Source organism: Proteiniclasticum aestuarii (assembly GCF_017368455.1).
Lineage (GTDB): Bacteria > Bacillota > Clostridia > Clostridiales > Clostridiaceae > Proteiniclasticum > Proteiniclasticum aestuarii.
This window is the reverse complement of sequence record NZ_JAFNJU010000003.1, coordinates 62,514-79,191: the sequence shown is the minus strand read 5'-3', so window position 1 is coordinate 79,191 and position 16,678 is coordinate 62,514. Positions and strand designations below refer to the sequence as shown.

General features: G+C 41.5%; 27 protein-coding genes and 1 pseudogene. 2 read left to right on the top strand and 26 right to left on the bottom strand.

Translation table 11 applies throughout. The features are described 5' to 3' along the window. Positions 1-48: 48 nt before the first annotated feature. The gene (locus J3A84_RS04885; protein WP_207598890.1) at positions 49-660 is read left to right on the top strand and encodes a restriction endonuclease; all 612 of its coding nucleotides are present in this window, start codon (positions 49-51) and stop codon (positions 658-660) included. 15 nt (positions 661-675) lie between these two features. Here the strand turns inward: J3A84_RS04885 and J3A84_RS15290 are convergent, their stop codons facing one another. The 13 genes and pseudogenes from J3A84_RS15290 to J3A84_RS04825 form a co-directional block, all read right to left on the bottom strand. Next, the gene (locus tag J3A84_RS15290; protein ID WP_242694008.1) at positions 676-846 is read right to left on the bottom strand and encodes a hypothetical protein; all 171 of its coding nucleotides are present in this window, start codon (positions 844-846) and stop codon (positions 676-678) included. Positions 847-870: 24 nt separating this feature from the next. Beyond that, positions 871-963, bottom strand: a pseudogene (locus tag J3A84_RS15505) (Gp15 family bacteriophage protein); the annotation flags it as partial. A gap of 35 nt (positions 964-998) precedes the next feature. Further along, positions 999-1,337, bottom strand: coding sequence for a hypothetical protein (locus J3A84_RS04875; RefSeq protein ID WP_207598889.1), 339 nt, complete (start codon positions 1,335-1,337; stop codon positions 999-1,001). 2 nt (positions 1,338-1,339) lie between these two features. Further along, the gene (locus J3A84_RS04870) at positions 1,340-1,516 is read right to left on the bottom strand and encodes a hypothetical protein (protein ID WP_207598888.1); all 177 of its coding nucleotides are present in this window, start codon (positions 1,514-1,516) and stop codon (positions 1,340-1,342) included. 51 nt (positions 1,517-1,567) lie between these two features. Further along, the gene (locus J3A84_RS04865; RefSeq protein WP_207598887.1) at positions 1,568-2,008 is read right to left on the bottom strand and encodes a phage tail tube protein; all 441 of its coding nucleotides are present in this window, start codon (positions 2,006-2,008) and stop codon (positions 1,568-1,570) included. An 8-nt stretch (positions 2,009-2,016) separates the two neighbouring features. Then, the gene (locus tag J3A84_RS04860; RefSeq protein ID WP_207598886.1) at positions 2,017-2,391 is read right to left on the bottom strand and encodes a hypothetical protein; all 375 of its coding nucleotides are present in this window, start codon (positions 2,389-2,391) and stop codon (positions 2,017-2,019) included. Next, positions 2,388-2,774: a hypothetical protein gene (locus J3A84_RS04855; protein ID WP_207598885.1), complete on the bottom strand. Its 387-nt coding sequence runs from the start codon at positions 2,772-2,774 to the stop codon at positions 2,388-2,390. The genes J3A84_RS04860 and J3A84_RS04855 overlap by 4 nt, the downstream gene beginning before the upstream one ends. After that, positions 2,771-3,097: a hypothetical protein gene (locus J3A84_RS04850; RefSeq protein WP_207598884.1), complete on the bottom strand. Its 327-nt coding sequence runs from the start codon at positions 3,095-3,097 to the stop codon at positions 2,771-2,773. Before J3A84_RS04850 ends, J3A84_RS04855 begins: the two co-directional genes overlap by 4 nt. A gap of 2 nt (positions 3,098-3,099) precedes the next feature. Then, positions 3,100-3,462: a head-tail connector protein gene (locus tag J3A84_RS04845; protein WP_207598883.1), complete on the bottom strand. Its 363-nt coding sequence runs from the start codon at positions 3,460-3,462 to the stop codon at positions 3,100-3,102. Positions 3,463-3,500: 38 nt separating this feature from the next. Next, positions 3,501-3,755 carry a hypothetical protein gene (locus tag J3A84_RS04840; protein ID WP_207598882.1) on the bottom strand — a complete coding sequence of 85 codons (255 nt, stop codon included), beginning with the start codon at positions 3,753-3,755 and terminating at the stop codon, positions 3,501-3,503. A gap of 14 nt (positions 3,756-3,769) precedes the next feature. Then, complete coding sequence (locus J3A84_RS04835) at positions 3,770-4,663, bottom strand: capsid protein (RefSeq protein WP_207598881.1); 894 nt, start codon at positions 4,661-4,663, stop codon at positions 3,770-3,772. A 22-nt stretch (positions 4,664-4,685) separates the two neighbouring features. Further along, complete coding sequence (locus tag J3A84_RS04830; RefSeq protein ID WP_207598880.1) at positions 4,686-5,258, bottom strand: phage scaffolding protein; 573 nt, start codon at positions 5,256-5,258, stop codon at positions 4,686-4,688. A gap of 133 nt (positions 5,259-5,391) precedes the next feature. Beyond that, the gene (locus J3A84_RS04825; protein ID WP_207598879.1) at positions 5,392-5,718 is read right to left on the bottom strand and encodes a hypothetical protein; all 327 of its coding nucleotides are present in this window, start codon (positions 5,716-5,718) and stop codon (positions 5,392-5,394) included. Between the two features lie 77 nt (positions 5,719-5,795). Here J3A84_RS04825 and J3A84_RS04820 point away from each other — a divergent pair, with 77 nt between their 5' ends. Further along, positions 5,796-6,026 carry a hypothetical protein gene (locus J3A84_RS04820; RefSeq protein WP_207598878.1) on the top strand — a complete coding sequence of 77 codons (231 nt, stop codon included), beginning with the start codon at positions 5,796-5,798 and terminating at the stop codon, positions 6,024-6,026. Here the strand turns inward: J3A84_RS04820 and J3A84_RS04815 are convergent. From J3A84_RS04815 to J3A84_RS04755, 13 genes are all read right to left on the bottom strand, one after another. Further along, positions 6,023-7,213, bottom strand: a complete 1,191-nt coding sequence (locus J3A84_RS04815) for a phage minor capsid protein (RefSeq protein ID WP_207598877.1) — start codon at positions 7,211-7,213, stop codon at positions 6,023-6,025. The two genes, J3A84_RS04820 and J3A84_RS04815, sit on opposite strands and share 4 nt — an antisense overlap. Then, a complete protein-coding gene (locus tag J3A84_RS04810; protein WP_207598876.1) occupies positions 7,197-8,759 on the bottom strand; it encodes a capsid protein in 1,563 nt (520 codons plus the stop codon). Before J3A84_RS04810 ends, J3A84_RS04815 begins: the two co-directional genes overlap by 17 nt. Next, complete coding sequence (locus tag J3A84_RS04805) at positions 8,760-10,142, bottom strand: terminase (RefSeq protein WP_207598875.1); 1,383 nt, start codon at positions 10,140-10,142, stop codon at positions 8,760-8,762. Positions 10,143-10,156: 14 nt separating this feature from the next. Beyond that, positions 10,157-10,636 carry a terminase small subunit gene (locus tag J3A84_RS04800; protein ID WP_242694006.1) on the bottom strand — a complete coding sequence of 160 codons (480 nt, stop codon included), beginning with the start codon at positions 10,634-10,636 and terminating at the stop codon, positions 10,157-10,159. Between the two features lie 351 nt (positions 10,637-10,987). Next, positions 10,988-11,422 (bottom strand): hypothetical protein, encoded by a 435-nt coding sequence (locus J3A84_RS04795; RefSeq protein WP_207598874.1) that lies wholly within the window; start codon positions 11,420-11,422, stop codon positions 10,988-10,990. Positions 11,423-11,432: 10 nt separating this feature from the next. Continuing rightward, positions 11,433-12,239 (bottom strand): hypothetical protein, encoded by an 807-nt coding sequence (locus tag J3A84_RS04790; protein WP_207598873.1) that lies wholly within the window; start codon positions 12,237-12,239, stop codon positions 11,433-11,435. Beyond that, entirely contained in the window at positions 12,236-12,382 is a 147-nt protein-coding gene (locus J3A84_RS04785; RefSeq protein ID WP_207598872.1) for a hypothetical protein, read from the bottom strand. Before J3A84_RS04785 ends, J3A84_RS04790 begins: the two co-directional genes overlap by 4 nt. A 124-nt stretch (positions 12,383-12,506) precedes the next feature. After that, positions 12,507-12,803 carry a restriction endonuclease subunit S domain-containing protein gene (locus J3A84_RS04780; RefSeq protein WP_207598871.1) on the bottom strand — a complete coding sequence of 99 codons (297 nt, stop codon included), beginning with the start codon at positions 12,801-12,803 and terminating at the stop codon, positions 12,507-12,509. After that, the gene (locus J3A84_RS04775) at positions 12,800-13,153 is read right to left on the bottom strand and encodes an HNH endonuclease (RefSeq protein WP_207598870.1); all 354 of its coding nucleotides are present in this window, start codon (positions 13,151-13,153) and stop codon (positions 12,800-12,802) included. The genes J3A84_RS04780 and J3A84_RS04775 overlap by 4 nt, the downstream gene beginning before the upstream one ends. Next, positions 13,150-13,344, bottom strand: a complete 195-nt coding sequence (locus tag J3A84_RS04770) for a hypothetical protein (protein WP_207598869.1) — start codon at positions 13,342-13,344, stop codon at positions 13,150-13,152. Before J3A84_RS04770 ends, J3A84_RS04775 begins: the two co-directional genes overlap by 4 nt. A gap of 10 nt (positions 13,345-13,354) precedes the next feature. Beyond that, on the bottom strand, positions 13,355-15,193 hold the full coding sequence (locus J3A84_RS04765; protein ID WP_207598868.1) for a PcfJ domain-containing protein: 1,839 nt from the start codon (positions 15,191-15,193) through the stop codon (positions 13,355-13,357). 5 nt (positions 15,194-15,198) lie between these two features. Beyond that, the gene (locus tag J3A84_RS04760; RefSeq protein ID WP_207598867.1) at positions 15,199-15,657 is read right to left on the bottom strand and encodes a Cas9 inhibitor AcrIIA9 family protein; all 459 of its coding nucleotides are present in this window, start codon (positions 15,655-15,657) and stop codon (positions 15,199-15,201) included. Between the two features lie 9 nt (positions 15,658-15,666). After that, a complete protein-coding gene (locus J3A84_RS04755) occupies positions 15,667-15,981 on the bottom strand; it encodes a PDDEXK family nuclease (protein WP_207598866.1) in 315 nt (104 codons plus the stop codon). Positions 15,982-16,678 lie beyond the last annotated feature (697 nt).

Below are 16,678 nucleotides of genomic sequence, written 5' to 3'. Positions count from 1 at the left end.
TCACCTCTTTTTTCTGATATATTATTAGTGTAAAAGGGGGAGTCTGTATTGTTTTCATTTATTAGAAATATATTTCAGAGAGCTAAAGTAAAACCACATAACAAATACACCCTGGATTTCATTGACAGGCTTAATGGATTTCAATTTGAACATGCTTTCGCAGACATACTGAAACAGAACAATTTTAATAATATTACAGTTACTCAAGGGTCCGGGGACCAAGGTATAGATGTTCTAGCACAATCAGGAGCAGACATTTACGCCATACAATGTAAGCTTTACACTGGAAATGTAGGTAACTCAGCAGTTCAACAAGCTTTTTCTGGTGCAGTTTATTACGGATGTACAAAGGCAATTGTGGTAACAAACAGCTACTTCACGAAATCAGCACATGCTTTAGCATCCCAAATAGGCGTTGAACTGTGGGATAGAGATGTTCTGTACTCGCTGATTAAAAACACGCAAGTATCCTTTGCTAATGGAAGCTCTAATGCTCAACAAGTTACAGATGATGATATTATCAAAGATCTGCTTTCAAACTCTAATGCTATTCAATTGATTGCGAATGATGAATTATCAACATCATATATTCAAAGAAAATACAGAGTTGGTTATAACAAAGCAACCGAATTAAAACAGAAATTAAAAGAGTACCGATAATCGGTGCTCTTTGCTTTAACTGAATGCATTTGCAAACATCTTCTCCAGATTTTCCATTTCTTTCTCCATATCAGCTTCATCAATCTGTGTGGCCTGACTCGTTCGCCATCTGGTTCTTTCCGCTTTCTGATCAGCTGTAAATGACTTAAGGATTTCCTTGTCTTCCTCAGCCCTGATATTTACCATTCTTCCTAAAGCTGTCTCAGCAGATATGCCGTGTAGAAGGGCTGAGAACTCCTTCCAGGACATGTCATCTACCTGATTAAGCCGGATACCGTACTGTTCCAGGAAAGATGATTCCACCAGGTCCCAGTCTTCGAATAAGTCATACCACTGTGTTACTTTTTTCTTGTCTTCTTAACCTCTGCTTCAGCTGCTTTCTCGATTTCTTCCAGTTCTGAATCTGATACAGCTGCCATAATTGCATTGACCACGGTGGCCATCTCCATCATAGATAAGTCCATGCTATTGACCAGATCAAGTGCTTCTTTGCCTAAGCCTGCTTCTATGATCATATCCATCTTCTCTGTCTCATCTATCTTGGGATCTTCAGCAATCCCCTTCATGAGGATAACTGAGTTCTTTGAGTTGAATACTGTGAAAATCTTATCTTCAGTGAGCCTTACCTGTGGCTTCTCATTCTTGAGCCTGCTGACTATATCATATACTTTTGCCATGTCTACTCCCCATCCTTTACTTCTTCTATTAGCGCTGCCCCTGTTCTGTTCTTGTTACTGATCAGTACTGCTACTCTCTCAGCAGTAGCCTTACCCTTTCGAGGATAGGTTTCACCTTTGAGGTAGTGATGCATCTGATCTGCAGTATCGATAAAGTCTTTGATTACTTTGTATTTCATACAATCGTCCTCCTAATCCAAAAAAAGGGAGGTCTTACCCTCCCGTCTTTCTTAAACTGCTGGTGTGAATACTGGCTTACCGTCTCCGATAAGTTCGAACTCAAGACCGTCTACATTCGTGGAGTCTCCACCGCCTGGGGTAGTGACATTAACAACACAGTTGAAAGCAAGCTTTGCGCCTGAAGGGAAAGTCCATTCAGCCTTTGTTGAACATTCAAGTCCATCTTTCCAAGCAAGTCCTGCAATATAGTCGTTACCTTCATCGCCTTCATTTCTCTTTCCAGAGAAAGCTACTGCAAACTTCTTACCGGTCATGAGCGCTCTGGCCCAGCCTTCGGTGTTCATTGGTGTCCATTCTTCAACCGTACCATCAATGGATGGGCTGAAGGTCTCTAGGTCTGCAATTTCAACAAAATCCGTAGGACTTACGCTGGCTGAACCTAGTTTACCGATCTTAAAAACATTTTTGTATACTGGATATACTCCTGGCATTTTAATACCTACCTTTCCATAATTATTTCGCAATCAATGACAAATTCGAATACTCCTGAATCATCAGCACCCATAAAGATAGCCTCCTGATCTCTCATATCGACTTTGATTATGCGCTTACTGTCGATTGCACCAGTAGCACTTCTGATGTAGTTATAGGTCTCCTGAGCCTTGATCTGACCCTCTAGGACATTCTTATTCCAGTGAACTAGAATCCTTATTGCATGGCCTCTGTAGCTTGTCTCCTGCCCTATCCCTTTAGGATTGATGAATGAACGTCCTGGATATAAAGCAAGCCTTTGCTCACCAGTCTTAAGTGATCCTATGTCCCAGGTACCAGGAAGAGCAGCGGAAATCCATTCATGAAACTTGTCTATTGTCATTTGATCACCCCTCCGGCCTTTGATTTCCAGAACTGTAAGAAAGCACCAGTAAGCCAGTCTTTTCGAGGTCCGTAAATCCATTCATCAAGCCATCGTCCCCTTGCATTGGTATTCTTATCAGTCCGGAAGTTGTATTCCGGATGAAAGTACAGACGTCTAGCATAGGGTGTGTTGTAGCTTAAATATCCTGTCATACCTTTGGTATTGATACCATAAGATACTCCAGTGGACATCATCAGGTCTCCATGGTCTCTCGGAACCACCTGAGCATTGTTGACTTCAGTCTTGAATGCTTCCATGGTTAGTTCCATAGCTTCTTTAGCGCTTGATTCGAGCTTTGCTATAGCCTGCGTATTGAGCTCAACCTTCGAAGTAACCTTCATTTGAGCATCACCTCAGTACTATAAACGGATCCGTCAGGATTCAAGATCTTTAGTGTTTCATGTATCTGCCTTTTTAAATCCTGGTATTCAACATAACCTCTGAAAGTTGGTTCACTTGGATTGATGTCTCCTTTGATTACAAACTTACCTGTGAGATGAATCAGCTGCTTTTCTGCAGTCATAATCGATTTGCCTTTAGGATCATAGATGGCCTTACCGTTATGTAGCTCTACTTCAGTAGGCCCATAGGTCCCATCAGCTTCCTTGATTACTTTGCATGTAGAGTTTTCCAGAAAGCTTGGCCATGGTAGTTTCCCTCTCATAGCTATAACCTCCTCGATGTCAATCCAGTTGAATCCAGGTACCCTAGAGCCTTATTACTGATGAGTGCACCTCCAACGCTCTTGGCTGTGTCCTTAAAGCTCATGGATATTGAGCCTGCTGAAAATCCTGACATAGGGCTGTCTATAAATTCTCCGTATATGGTCACGAAGTCAACCTGTGTGCAGACAGCTCTCTTAATCAGATCCTGCTGATATACTGTGAGATTCTCAAATCCGATACCTTCAATCCTTCCATAGCAAGCTTTATTGATATTGATGGATGATTCTTCGAGCATGATGTCAATTACATCAGCTTCTTCTTTGCCTCCGTACTCAACATAGTCTTCGTAGGTAGCATAGCTCATAGTCCTTCATCTCCTTTCCTTATGGGAAAAGGGAAAGACTATTTGCCCTTCCCTCTGGTGGTTTGTTTTTCTTCTTCAGGAGCCTCATCCTTTTCGAATGCTGCAAGCCTCTTCTTGAGTTCTGCATTTTCCTTCTCAAGGCTGATCATCTCCTTGGTTTTCTTAACTGGTGGAGTGAGTGAGGTTAATTTGCCCTCACTCTTCTCAAAAAGAGAGTACCCGTTATCCAGGTACTTCTCCTTTTCATCAACATCAATCTTGATTTCTCTATTGCCTTTAACTGCTAGTATCATCTAAAGTCCTCCTTCTATGCCTCTGCTTCAGCATTGATTGCAACACCGGCAACCTTCTGCTTGATCACGAACAGGTCCTGATAGCTTCTGTTCTGGTAAAGGTGTCCGAAAGCAGACTGTGGAGTCTGACCCTTGCCCCAGATGAATACATCAGCAACCTTCACAGGAGCGATGACAGCTGTTGCAGGATGCACCAGCATCATTCTGATCTGCTTAGCTGTTACTGCAGGTGCGAAACCTTCAGCAAAGTCGTATGCGGTCTTCAGCCTGTCTGATGGAACCTTCTGGATTTCAACTTCATCAAGTGATCTAACATGTCTGTTGATTGCAGCCTGGCCAGTAGCTTCAAGAGTTCTCTGGATTTTCTCAGCATTCTTGATCATTGTGTAGATGGTTGGTGTCAGGTAAAGGATTCTTCCAGACTCAGGAACTCCTGCCTCATCCATGTCTTCCATCATCTTATCAAACTCAGCAAGGATGTTGGTATCAGTCAGTGCTGTGGTTTTGACAACTCCGCCATTTGCCTTGAAATCCTGGTACAGTTTAGAGTATCTGTACGCATCAGTTTCAGGTATAGCCTGTTCAGTGTTGAATGTTGCAGTGATGTTTGCTGCAGACACAACCAGATTCGTTTCATCAACATCCATGTCATCAACAAAGAAGGAAATGTCTCTGTCGTGGGTAAGAGCATAAGGTGTGTAAGTGTTACTTACAGTACCCTTGTTGACGGATCCATCTCTCGCATGGTCCTTATAACCGGTCAGAGCTAGAGTAGGAATCTGGATTGTCTTGGCATTGATGAAGTTGTACTTCTTGTTTCTCGCAAGTGCACCGGAAGTAAGTTCCTTTGCGTACTGCTGTTCAATCTGTCTCTCAAATCTGGATGCATAGTTAATTACGTTTGGCATGTTATTACCTCTCTTTACTTATTTATTTTGATTCGATTCCAAATGCAGCATTTACAGCTGCATCAAGAGCTGCGTTAGGATTTTGATTTGTGTTTGCTGGATTACCTACCTTGAAACCTTGAGCACCTTCGTTTCCGGTGTCTTCGGGTTTGAATAGGAATTTCTTGCTCTCCTGGAGTGTTTTGATCTGGTCATCTAGTCCAATAATTGAACCATCATCATTGACGACGAGCTTGTCTTTAGCTACGAGGCCAGCAACAAGATCCGCATCATGAACCTTGCCTGTCAGGGCCATTTTGATAGCACTGGATACCTGCAGGTCTTTCATCTTGGTCTGGTACTCAGTCGCCTGAGTTGTGTTTGTTTCCTGAAGTGCAGTGATCTGAGCCTTTAAGCTCTCCACATCTCCAGTTGACTTCTTGAGATCCTCGAGCTGAGTATCTCTTTCAGTAATGCTGGTGTTCAGTGTCTTGACCTGTTCTTCAAGCTGAGCAACCTTACCTTTATTGGCTTCGATATCTTTTCCATGGATAGCCATAATGCTGTCGATTGCTGCATCTTCAAGTCCAAGTGCTTTAAGTTCTTCTCTTTTCATGTTGTCTCCTTTCTCTCCCTACGCTTTGTACGAGGTTGCATCTCCGGGGTTCCGGTTGTACGTCCGGTAACGTAATGGGGTCCTTATTTCAGGACAATAAAAATCCACCGTGTTATAGGTGGATGAGGTTTATTTATTTAGTAATCTGGCTGCATACCGCATCCTCTAGGAGTCTAACCCTTGCTTCAATTCCTGGCCCCTCTATCGCCAAGTCTTTAGCCTTCGGAATTTCAAGAGCACTGTTTTTTGATGCCAACTTTTCAACTTCAAATCCATCAACTGACACCTTTATCTTCATCTCTCCTACAACTGAAGCTTCTGGAATTCCCTCTGGATATAGCACATCAATAATCTCAATCATTGCATATGTTAACTCTGCGGGGTTGTTCTCGTAAGCTATGTTTGAATGTTCCTGTAGTAGTTCAAGCTGTTTTTCTAGCATTTTTCTTATATCTGGCATTATTGTTCCTCCTCTATTTATTAATTGTAAACGTATAACTTATGTAGTACGATTGAACTTGAAAGGGGGTGAATTATATGAATGACAGGATATACAAATATTCAACAAAACCTTGTTCAGAATGTGGTGGCACGAGTTGGAAAGTACACGGAACACCACATGCATACATGGTAATCGACAACTCAGTGAATCCACCAATGAATAAAGGTAACGAAGCGTTATTAGTTGATATTGTCATATGTGGTAATTGCGGATTTACTAAATCGTTTCTTTCAGATGATGGGTTTAAGAAACTGAAAAACGACTAACCCTCCCTCTCAGGCTTCCTCCTGAGCTGGGAATTGTATTTCAAGTGCTCCCTGAGTTGCTTCTGCAGTTCGCGGAGCCTCTTTTTTTCTCTCACCATATTCTCTTCATCTAGTGTTCCAACTACTACTCTTTTCTGATCCCTTATCGCTCTCTCAAGTCTCCTCTGCTTCTGTGCTTCCTTGTACCACTTCTCTGAGCGCTCCGGATCTGGAACAGTAGGAATGGTATTGATACCAGGGAACCATGTTGCAAGGATGTCCTCGCAGTTTGGGTGAAAGAGCCCTGCTTCTATAGCCTTGCTGAGTAATGGATACTCTCCATCCTCTTGCTTTCCACCAGAGTAGACATCATCAATCAGCACTGCTCCTTGCCATGGTCTGCATAGTTCGCAAGCTGTCGCATGGGGTGTCACTATTACTGTGCTTATCCCAAGTTCTTTCCGTCGGCTGCCTTCACCCATTAGATAGGACCTGTGGTTCGCTGTTCTAAGAGCCATCTCTGCATATGAAGCTATGTTTACCTCTCTGCCATTGGAATACTTGATGGATGTGATCCCTTGCTTCAGGAAGTCCTTAGTGGCCATATCAACGGCCTTATTCAGATCCACAACTCCATTGTTGTGATAGACCTGAGCCTTGAATATTGTCTGTCTGTACACATCGTCCATCTTTCGAAGGACTGAGGTATTGACCTTCTTCATGTCCTTCTGTGTGGCTTCGATGAGAGCATCAAACTTCTTATCGTTCGTCCGGAAGAAGTTGTCATCAATAGGAGTAGGTGTCTCTTTCCACTTCTTAGCAGCTTCTTCTACCTTCTCCAGAGTCTCTTTGAGTTCTTCACCCTTCAGGCCGTCAATAACAGGTTCTAAGCTTCCCGGCAATCTCACTGAGAGCTTCTCTGATAACTTAATTACAACGCTCTGTACTCTACTGCGAGATTTTCTGTAGGTATCCATGAGCCTTTCTTTGACTGTCTTCTCGATTGCTGGAGAAAACTCATCAATGATCCTCTTGTTCTCACGTCTGAATCTTTCTAAGTCCCTAAGTTTAGCACTCTGCCACATTTCAAACTTGAATCCTTCTTTGATTTCTTCCCCCTCATGTCTGCTGAGGTTTCTGGCCATGGATGCTAAAAGATAGAGTTCCATTTCTTCAAAGATTGTACGAATGTTATACTTCTTCTTCATCGTCTAAGTCATCCTCTCCCTCCTTCTCAGGATCTATATCCTCTTTGGCATCATCCTGATCAAGGGTCATGCCGGTATCACCACGGATCCGTTCGATTTCCAGAGCCTTCTCTTCATCTGTCATGGTGTCACCGTACATCTCATCAATGGCCTTTTCCAGGGACATAACGCCCAGACTCTTAGCCTTGCCTACAGTCTCTACAACTGTTGTGAAATCTGGTGAAGCATACTCTCCGAAGGATACAGATACATCATATTCGCCTGGTTTCTGGGACTTCATGATATCTTCTACCTGAAGAGCCAATATAACCAGTGCTGGGATGATTTCATTTAGAACATCAACAATCTTTCCTCTGGTGTAGAGAGTGGTCTTTTCCTTCTCTCTTTGAGCTTCTGCATTATCTGTCTTCTTGAGATCAATCCCTAACGTGCTAGGGCTTAGAATACCCTGTAAGCACTGATCCAGGAATGAAGCATAGGACTGCTGATAAGCCTGGTAGAATAACTCAGGCTGAACCTGTTTGATCTCTTCATTGGCATTCTCTTTCATAGAGCTGCCTGAAGCTATGAACTGATTATCGAATGGATTGCCTCGCTTTACTTCTCCAGTTGTAGGATCCTTTGGAAGAAGGTCTTCTGGTATGTATGTTTTAACTCTTCCAGCCCTTATGGCATCAAGCCACTGCGAAAGAACTTCATCCAGCGCATCGAATGAATCAGTCTTGCGATCATAGATACTCTGACCTCGATTCAGAAACTTATTTGACTTGAAGAATTTCATCGGTATGGCCATGAGCACTGAGTTATCAAAGAATACATCTTCAATCTTCAGTTCCGGCACCTCTTCAAAGGCCACAGGCTTGTCATTGAGATCAAACAGCAGATACTTGATGTATCCATATCCGTAAACCTCAACTCTCTTGTAAGTCTTCTTGTTGACTATGTGATGCTCTGGAAACTGCACCTCGAACAACCTACCTCTTCGATAGTCATATTCGACCTTAGTACCGCTCACAAATTCGATTATGGGATACTCAGTAATCTCAGTATCAATCGTCAATTTAAATGCTCCATCACCTTCAATAAGAGCATCCTTGATGGATTCTTCAAGTAGCTCACTGAACTTATTATCAGTTGCTATCTCGTTCCATCGCTCTTGATTAGGACCTTCTTGTTTTTCTTTAGACTTCTCAAGTGCTTCACCTGCTATTTGCTCTATGTCTTCTTGCGGATCTACCTCGATTCCATCAAGATCACCAGCTACTATGCCGGACAGCTTATCTACTATCTCACCAGGTAAACCAGTGTGCATCTTCCGTATTCTGTTGTCTGCTGAAGGAACAGCGCTCCAGAACCTCGCCTCAGTGACAGCATCTTGTGCAATCCCCTTAAAGAACTGATCCAGTTCTGAAGGGTCTCCTCTATACCATATTCGATTTTTCAGGACCGTTCCTTTGTGATCCAGTACCTCATGAATCTGTACGCTCGTTGGCTGTGCGGGACTAATCCCCAGCCAGTTTAATATCAATGTTTTGATGGTTCCCAATTATTTAGCACCTCCTATCCCTATGACGTTTTTGAATGGTATGAAGCCATACTGTGATGCATTGATTGTATGATCATTACGGTCTTCCGGTTCGTACTTATCTTCTTTCCAGGAGTAGCTCTCAAGCTCTCCTATGTGTTTTACACAGTGATCTAGGACTATGTAGTCTGCTCTATTGTTACTCCATATCCACCCTAACTGCAGGTGAATCCTGTCAATGATCGTGATCTTCTTATAAGCATTGATGAAGTTATATAAGCATGGATTGTTCCGCTTGTACTTCTTAAGCTCTGTTATTGTTGCCTGGTCCGCATTATCTATAAAGACATCCCTAGCAAATCCCCATCTCTTCCGATTTCTTTCCAGGAAAGAAATGAGGTTTGTTACCGTATCCGATGGAGCAATCGGATTCTCCAGGTCCTTATTGTTTCTTACCTCTTCATCCAGGATGATCAGCTCTCCTTTGGTTGTGATGCCCTGGAAGATAAATGCTATGGTGTCATCACTCTCTTGTGAGTAAGCGGTATCGACTCCGCAGCTGAACTGCTTGAATCTTAATGGATTCTTCTTGTCTTCCATTCTTTTCTTCATCCATTCTACTGTCTTAACGTTCCTCTGCCTGGTGAAGTTGCTGAAGATAAGACCTGTAGCCCTACCCCTGAGACCTTGGATCTTATTCTTGTAGAGCTTTGTGCCTACAGGAACATTTAGGATGATCTGATCTATCTTCTCTTTCGGTAGTCCGTGATTATGCTTAAAAGAAAAGAACCAGTGCACCCATCCGGGTTTTGGTTCCTCGTTTAACATGCTTAATATTTCATTTGGTGTTCCTGCCCGCCACTTCTTTAATGGTCTGGAACAGTTGATGTACTCCTTGTAGACTGGAAGATTAGGATCATCAGGGTTTAATGTACCCATCAGATAATCACATCTCATGGATGCTTCTCTCACGTAGTCCATGTCTGCTATGTTGATTTCATCTATGTACAAGCAGCCATACTGACCACCCAAGGCCTTCTTCCACTTCTCTTTGTTGTAATAGCCCAGGACATAGATTATCTTTTCATCTGCCGGATCATCAGCTAATACCCTTAAATGCGGTAAGGCATGTTCTCCACGCCCAGAAGGATTGTACTCTACAACGCCTCTGAAGATGTCTAAGATACCTAAATCCTTGTTGATGATATTCTTCTCTATTGTACCCTTGTCGAGCCCTGAGAGGATGTGGAGCTTCTTGGGGGACTCTTTGACCTTAGTGATGAACTTGAATACTCCCACGGTGGTTTTACCTGCTGCTGTGGTCCCTTCTAAGAACTCAACCGGAGCTTTGCACTTCAGGAATGATTTGAACTTCTTTGATAATATCAGGTGCTGATCACTCACATCTAATCACCTGCCTACAGGTCATCTTCAGTGATCTCTTCATCATCATCTGTAAGCTGCTCGATGATCTTATCAAGCTTTGATACACCTTCAAATGTCGCTTTGACCTCTTTCTTGTCTGTCCACATGCTGTAGCGCTTACCTAAAAGCTCAGCAGCCTTGAGCCTGTCCTTAGCTGATACATCAATGTCATCAATCCTCTGCGCTCCTTCACCGATGCCTCTAAGGGTCTCTTCTTTACATTCGCCTCGCATTACTGATGTGAGGTACTTGAGGACTTCCTCCTGTTTGGCTATGGCCTGATCTTCAAGTTGTTTCATCCGTTCTTCCACGTACGCGAGGACATTAACATTTCTTAACAGTCTCGTTCCTGCTGCTGCTGCTGTCGAGTCCTTCTTAACACTAGGATAAGCCGTCTTATAAGCTCTAGTGGCATTAAGGTCTATTAAGTATTCATCAGCAAATCTTTTTTGAGCTTCTGTCATTTTAGCCATTCATGCCACCTCCTTCATCTCTTCTGTTTGATTGCTCCATTCTCACGTATATAGCTACTATGTTCCATGCACTTATTAAGATCATTAAACTTTCCGATTCTCTTGATGCCTCTGCACCCACAATAAGCACATGACATGTAACCAGAGTTATTATTAATGCACTCAGTAAGTGCTATAAACTCTTTTCTACACTTATTACAAATAAAGACTTGATACATAACACCCACCCCCCTATATCCCCCCTCCCATAAAAGAGCAAAGTAAAAACCCCAGCTGTTAAGCCAGGGTTTCTTATACCAAGGGGAGAATCTATAGAATCACTTATACATAGCATAACATAGTATTTCCGCACTAATCGCACATAAGAAAATAATTATCAAGATATCTATTGTGTCTCATGCGAGGTGTCGATTCCCCACCTAACTTAAGTTCCATCGCAATCTGATGAAACTGCTTATTGTCCAGGTATCGCATCCTGAAGATTGTTCTTGTGCAGCTGTCCGGAATGAGCCTGATGAACTCCTCAATCTCCAGCTGAAGGGTGGATGCTTTATCTACCGCTTCTCTTAGTTTTTTGATGTACTTGTTCACCTTGCGATCATATGCTATCCAGTCAATCCCGTGTATAGTGATAGTCCGATTTTGTGGGTTGTTCTCAGTGGATCCATAAACTGTATCAGCCGCCATGAAAGCTTTGTGATCATTCTCCACTTGCCTTGCTTTGCTTTTAAGATATTCAATTTCTTTGAGTAGTGAAGGATACTGTTCGAGCTCTTGTCTAGTCATGCGTTCCCCCTTATTTTATCCCTACTTGCTTCTGGATACGCTCTCTGTCCTTATCTGAAAAGAATTTCCCATCCTTGGGTTTTTCGAAGGTCGCTGGCGGTATCACCTGAATCTTTTTTTCAAGATGGTCTGCAAGTTTTTTCTTTTCTTTCTCATTGGTTCTATCTTTTGCTTCTGCTTGTTTGAGTTCCCCTTCAGGTTTAACCTTTGAAAAATAATAACTATTGGCTGATCCTTCAGTAATGCCCCAATCTGCTACCATATCTTGAATGATCTCATTTTTAGTATTACCAGCAACAAACATTCCGATGTACTTCGAATAATCCCTATTGGTTTTGCGCCCTGGTTTCTTTCTTTCTTTCGATTTCTCCTCCGATTTCGTAAGATTTTCGTAAGATTCCACTTCAGGTTCCTTCTCGATAAGCCCCGCTCCCATGGATTTGCTGATAACAGGTGGTGGTTCTTCTTCTATGACCAGACTGCAGGCTCCATTCTCGCATATCACTTCAGGTTCCATATCCGGGCAATCTTCTGAATGATCTTCATCTTGTTTGAGATATGGGTCTATGACTGATTCCCCGGTCAAAGAGCTGAAGAGCTCTCTATTTATCTTTACGTTGTCACCGGAGAGTAACAATGTACCAGATGCTTTAAACGTTGGCCGTTTATCATTCTCGAGGGACCTCTCAATTAGATCCACCAGTCTCTCCATCTCTTGTCGGGTGAGTTCCCAACCTTCGTCGAATTTATCTATAATCAACCTGTATATCTCCTTGGTTTCATGTTCCGTGTATTCAAGTATCTTCTGTATGATCATGCTTTCACCCTCCTGATTTCTACTTTGCAACCCTGACCTCTCATCTTACGTTTGTAATCAAGTGCCTCTTTTGCGGTAGTGAAGATCTTGACCTCACCATGGGTTGAGTCCTTGTGTTCAATGTTCATCCAATATTTACTCATCTTCATCCCTCCACGAATAGTCTGCCAGTAGTAGTAAAGTTCCATGTACAGATGATACCCTTGATGACCAGTGGCTTCACAGGCTTTGTGTACCTGTATTTCTTCTTTATTTTTCGCTTCATCTTCATTTCCACTCCCAATTAAGAGCAACTCCACAGCTGCCACAGTAATTTCCAAGATAGCTGCCTGTCACCGTCTCTCCGCAATCAGGGCATTCACCTTCCATGATGTTATGTTCTGCAAGTTCGTAATCTCTTGAAAACCGAATGTTTTTGACCTTCTTTTCTATCTGCTTTTCAAGAGCTTGGATGGCTAGTTCTATTGTTCCTTCGACATCCGCTTCGTCTTGTTGCGTTGGTGGGTAGTTTATGTCAATATCTCTTAATACCTCAAGAGCTCTTATTACTTCTTCTGGTTTCATTCCTGCACCTCCTCAAAATAGAACTTTCCATCAAAAGGTTTTATAGTGACTATTCCGTAGTCGATAGCCACTTTTGCGACATAATCCTTCTCTATTCTTTCGTGTAATTTCAGCATGTAATCTCTGAAATGATCTAGATTCATCGCCCTCTTATAGTGGTTGCATCGTCTGCAAGCCGGAAATAAGTTTTCAAAACTGTTTACTTGTTCTTTCCACATTTCGTGTATCTCTTCAAACATTTTTGGTAATTGGTGATCTACCTGCATATCCTCGTATTCAATATCCTTTCCACAATAAGCACAGTGTCCATTGTATTTACGGTAAACAGCTTCTCTTATGGACTTTTTCATTCCTGCACCTCCTTTACACTTATTATTTTATTTATACTAATCGTTACTGGATTGTGTGAAGTATCACCTTCAAGAATGACCTTTATTTTGTCTGAATCAGTTGTTATTCCATCCCACCCATTAGCAGGTCTTGCAGTCTTTATTCCGTCACCCCATATGATCTTCAAAGTATCTGTGTGATTGAATTTCATTCTTTTCCTCCTAACATGCTATGTTTACTTTGATTTGATCAATGTTTTTCTTATAATTTTCAAGCAGCTTATTGATATCCTCATCCGGATTGCAGTTACTTTTGCCTCTTACCTGTTTAATACTTTTTTCTTTGGGGTCAAGCTCAAGCGTATAGTACGGACTGAAAGGATTTGCTTTCTTCCTGATAAGCAATATCAATGTCTTACCCTTGGCCACGCTTTGAATGTAGTTTCCTACACAATGATGCAGTTCATGCCCTTCCCTAATTATCTCTTTCGCTGACATTGGAAGTCTTATTGAGTAATCTTCAGAACTAAATGACAGCTGCTTGTTGAGGTCCTCATACATTTTCTTGATGATCAGATTTTCAGCATAGCTCTCTTTAACCTTTACCAGCGATTGCGCCTGATCATGAGCCTGCTTAAAGTGACGAGGAAATAAGATAAAGCTATCAGTGATGTTCCAATTGAGCTTCTTGGCCATGCTGATGTAGTCACGATAATCGCTGAATCTTACATTCTTCTTCTTGAGGTATTTCATCAGCTGGTGTATCGTCGATAGTTTTGAGAGTTCCAGGAAATCTTCCAGGTGATATGCATAATCTTTTGCTATTTCCTGAATAAGATCATCCGGAACATGGACACCTAAAGATTCTGATAGTTGGAGAAGCTGCAGTTCACTGTAGTTAGCATCAATACTGATTGCTCTGTTAAGATTTTTCTTGTTGATCTTCAATACATCTAAGGGGTTATTTCCGTTGAGATTTACTCCAGTTTTTGAATATGAAGTACCCACAACCACCTTCACCAGATTGAATAATTTCAGTTTTGACATGTATTCAAGTGCCGGTCCATTCTTATACTTCTCTAAATATTCCATTGCTCTAAACTGGTGCCCTGACTTAATCATTTCCATTAGTCCGGAATATTGGAACTCAGTTCCTTTAAGCTCTCTCTTCAAGTTCCTTGTGTAAATAGGCCCTATATCAATGTTCCAGTATCTGCTATTGCACCATCTTGTAGGTCCAGTTTGTTTGAATACATCCCATGCATAATGATTTGTCTCCTTACCTATAACCGATCTGTTTCTTTCGGTATAAGAAAGAACTGAGTGATTTCGGGTGTATGTCTTCATCACTGTAAATTCTCTTACAATGACACCGTCCGGATGTTTCTGCACCAGCTGAGCAATTCCATGATCTTGCACATTATTGAACTTACCCCATGATTTAAATATCACTCTGCTTTTGCAGTTTGGACATATACCAGGAAGATTATGCTTAGGCTTATACACCATCACATCGGATTTACAGTGAGTACATCGTCCTGGCATTATTGCTTTCTTCTTGTACTCGTAGATGATGTATCGAGATTCAAGGAGCACTTCATCATTCAGCCACTTCTCAAAATCTTTTGGCACATCCCTCACAGGCTTCATGGCGGCATCTATCAAGTCGAGTTCATGCTTATGCTTATTATCTAACTGAGCCTTTCTAATGCGCTCCTGGGTCGATTTGATGGCATCCAGGGCACCTTCTTCGGTGCCTAAATACTCTTGAATAACTTTCTCGGAATCCTTTGAAGCTAAATAGGTTGGGTATGGATAGTGATTGATCAGATTGATCAGCATTGATTGTCTCCACTTGTTCCCCTCGAGCGTTATGAATTCTTTTTTAGTCTGGAATATCCTGAACTCAAGTTCATTGGATGTATCATAGATATCTAAAATCAGTATCTTCTTACGTACGTAAGCATTGATAAAATACGTAAGTTTTAGATTAGTGAGTGCTGCTATCCCACCTATGTCGAATTTACTGACAGGTATTCCTTTTAGTATTTTCTTGTCCATGGCCGTCACCCTAGAAGGTCGAATACGGATACCTGGTTGTCAATGAGCGGATCTCTTTCCTTGACCTTTTTAGTCAGTATGCTCTTCTTTTCAGGCTTCTTAACTTCCACCTTTTCTGGCGGATCACCCTTTGCATAGGTTTCTTCTTTCTTTTCAGCTGGTGCCTGTGCCCTAGCTTGCACTCCCTCATCAATCTTGATTTCAGAGTGATCCTTGGTGTAGTAATCATCCACCAGTTTGAAGACTTCCTTGTCTGTAGCTGCTACTGATATAGCGCCACCACTCGCTTTCTTTACTTCGCTCATGATGTACTTGAGGCATTCTTCCAGCTTCTTCTCTTCAAGGTTTACCCTTTCTTGGAATACATGATTCTTTTCACATTTTTTATTGATGTAGGCTGCTATTGCTTCAGCAAACCCTTTGTTATTCTTTATCTCAGCGATTTCCCTTGATATTTTTTCCATGATTCCCTCCTATTTTTTATACAAATTGATCCAATCTTCTAGTTTCATTGTCACGAGCCACTCACAACGGTCCTTACGATGAAAGATTGTTGGGACCTCACCATTAATTGCATCTGACTTACTCTGCGCCATGGCATCGTAGAGGTTAAGTCTCTCTACTCTCTTGCACTCGATATGGATTCCAGGAAGTCCAACCACATCTGCATCTCCATTTGATCCGCAGTATTGCTGACCTCTTCGAGTCTCATATCCATATTCTTTAAGCTTTAAGGAGAGTTCGCGCTCTCCCCTGGCTCCTTTCTGCTTACTGTTAATCTTTGCCATTTTTGCCTCCCCTGAAACATCTTTTGGTTGACTTTATATGTTTTTATACTATCTTTTATTATTGATTTAGTTATAATAGAATCAATATGAGGTGAATATATGAATAATTCTATCGATTCAAATAACTTAGTGAATATTTTGGACATAATGCTTGTATTCATAATAGGAATTTTAAGTACTTGGGTAACTTTCCAGACTATTAATTCTTCAGAGAAATCTTTGACGGCTAGGCTAATGTATGAAAAGATTTATCATCCAACATTCAAACTTATTGAACCTGATTTATACAAGACTATATCTCATGAAAAAGCTATATACTACGGATCCCAAATACTTACAACTTTAAGTGAGAATCCGCTTTATTATTATCCATCTTTACGCTTAGACTGCGAACGGTTATTAAAATCTAACCGTTCGAATTATCAAGATATCTTCATGACTGTATGTTGGTCTGTAGAAAAACACTTAGATAAATATTCTAAAAGAATAGGTGCGCCTATTCGATCGACCAGATATCGTCTAAATACTAATCAATATGATTCAAAACTCAAATTGGTTTATTTGATCTTGCTTAACGTTATTCCTCAAATTACTATTATTTTCATTGTGGCATATATTCTCAGACGTCTTAATCTCTTATAAGCAAATACATCAAGTAGATCAAATACAAAATCAAAATGACTCGTATAAACAACCT